The organism is Pseudostreptobacillus sp. (assembly GCF_977040545.1).
On the sequence record NZ_CDRRBS010000121.1, the window covers coordinates 1 to 2587 of the forward strand.

The window sequence follows — 2587 nt, forward strand, 5'->3', positions numbered from 1 at the left end:
AGCATCTTTCACATAGCAACCATTAACACAAACACTATAAAACTTATGTTCAATTGCTTCTGCACATAATTTTTCTATATCTTTTTGACTTGCTGTTGCTTTTACTATAGTATGATCAATATATTTTGCAATATTATACATTATTTCTCCATTCTACTCTATTATATCTAAAATAGGATTCATTTTTGAGTTTTCTACATTATCAATCACATAAGAATCTAATAACATATTTTTTGAAGTTTCTACATTTTTATCATCATTGTAGAAAATTTGAGCTATAAGGTCACCCTTTTCAACCTTATCACCAACTTTTTTAAGTATTTTTATACCTACAGCATGATCTATTATAGATTCCTTAGTTTCACGACCTGCACCTATAACCATAGCTGCCTTTCCTATTTCTTCAGTTTTTATTCTATGAACAAAACCTGATTTTTCAGCAAAAATATCTAATTTATTTTTAGCTGTTGGAAGTAAAGTATAATTATTAACTATTTCAGGATTTGCACCACTTTCTTTAATAAACTCTTTAAATAAAGAAAGGGCTTTACCACTTGAAATTACATCATCTATTAGTTTATAACCTTCTTTAATATTTTTAATTTCTCCTTTAGATTTAAGTGCAAGACTTGCAATAGTATACACTACTTCTTTAAGATCTTCAGACCAATTTCCTTTTAGAGCTTCTATACCTTCAATAATTTCAGTAGCATTTCCTATATTATACCCTAAAGGTTCATCCATATTTGAAATTACAACCTTAACTTTACGGTTAGCTCCCTCTCCTATTGCAACCATTCTTTTTGCTAACATTTTAGCATCATCTAAAGTTTTCATAAATGCTCCGTCACCAACTTTAACATCAAGTATAATAACATCAGATTGTATAGCCAATTTTTTACTCATTATACTACTTGCTATAAGTGGAATAGATGGTACTGTTGCAGTAACATCTCTTAAAGCATATATTTTTTTATCTAATGGAACTATTTTATCACTATATCCCATTAAACCTACACCTGTTTTGTTAGCAATTATAGCTAACTCTTCTTTAGTATTAGAGAATTGGAAGTTTTCTATAGATTCAAATTTATCTATTGTACCTCCAGTATGTCCCAAGCCCTTACCTGATAATTTGGCAGTTGCCATACCAAGAGCTGAAAGTATTGGAGCAAGAACTACCGTTACTTTATCTCCTACACCCCCAGTACTATGCTTATCAACAAGATATCTATCTAATTCTGGAAAAGTAATAATATCTCCTGAATCACGCATAGTCATAGTAAATGTAACAAGTTCCTTATCTGTCATATCTTTAAAATATGTTGCCATTAAAAATGAAGCCATTTGATAATCAGGAACTTTAGCATTATAATACTCTGTTAAAAGAAATTTAATTTCTTCATCGGTAAGTTCAATACCATCTCTTTTATTTTGTATTATATCTACAATTCTCATAACTACTCCTTTCATTAAACATGTTTATATTAAATTATACTACTTTTTTTTGTTTTTTCAAAATTTTTATTTTATTTTTTAACATATTCTTATCGTATAATAAAAATTAACAAACATATACACAACTATATTTAAAAGTAAATTTAAAGAAAAATAGGATTTTAAACAAATCCCATTTTCATTTTATTTTTACTTTATTTATTATTTATAAACAACTCCATTATTTGAACAGTATTTGTTGCAGCACCTTTTCTAATATTATCTGCTACTACCCATAAATTAAGACCTTTATCTATTGATTCATCTCTTCTTATTCTTCCTACAAATACTTCATCTCTACCCTCTGCATTTATTGGCATAGGATATATATTATTCTTAACATCATCTTCTAATATCAAACCTTTAGATTCTTTTACCATATTTCTAACATCATCTAAATTAAAATCATTTTCTAATTCAACATTTATAGAAATAGAATGAGAATATCTTACTGGAACTCTCACGCAAGTTGCAGTTATTTTTAAATCAGGTTTTGATAATATTTTTCTTGTTTCATTAACCATTTTCATTTCCTCTTTTGTATATCCATTTTCTAAAAATACATCAATATGAGGTAATAAATTATGTTCTATTTGATATGGAAATTTAGTTAAATCATCTCCTTTATATCCATTATCAAGATCATTTAACCCTTTAACTCCTGCTCCTGATACAGATTGATAAGTTGAATAAACTACTCTTTTTAACCCATATTTATCATCAAGTAATTTTAAAACTTCCATACACTGTATAGTAGAACAATTAGGATTAGCAATTATCCCTTTTTTTATTTCTCTTATAGCTTCTGGATTAGCTTCTGGAACTATTAAAGGAACATCTTTATCCATACGCCAAGCACTAGAATTATCTATTACTACAGCACCTTTTTTAGCAAACTTAGGAGCATATTCTTCTGAGATTGAACCTCCTGCTGAAAATAGAGCATAAGTAATATCATCTAATATATTCTCTTCTTTAAGTTCTATAATAGAATATTCCTTCCCTTTAAATTCTATCTTTTTACCTGCAGATCTAGCTGAGGCATATAGGTATAAATTATCAAATTGTATATTTCTTTCTTCTATAACTC

At 27.7% G+C, this 2587-nt stretch carries 2 protein-coding genes; both read right to left on the minus strand.

Annotated elements, in window-relative coordinates:
• Nucleotides 1-153: 153 nt before the first annotated feature.
• Nucleotides 154-1458, minus strand: a complete 1305-nt coding sequence (locus tag ACWYO2_RS05690) for a thymidine phosphorylase (protein WP_455515514.1) — start codon at nt 1456-1458, stop codon at nt 154-156.
• Between the two features lie 194 nt (nt 1459-1652).
• The coding region (gene asd / locus ACWYO2_RS05695; RefSeq protein ID WP_455515515.1) for an aspartate-semialdehyde dehydrogenase at nt 1653-2587 on the minus strand (935 nt) is incomplete at its 5' end.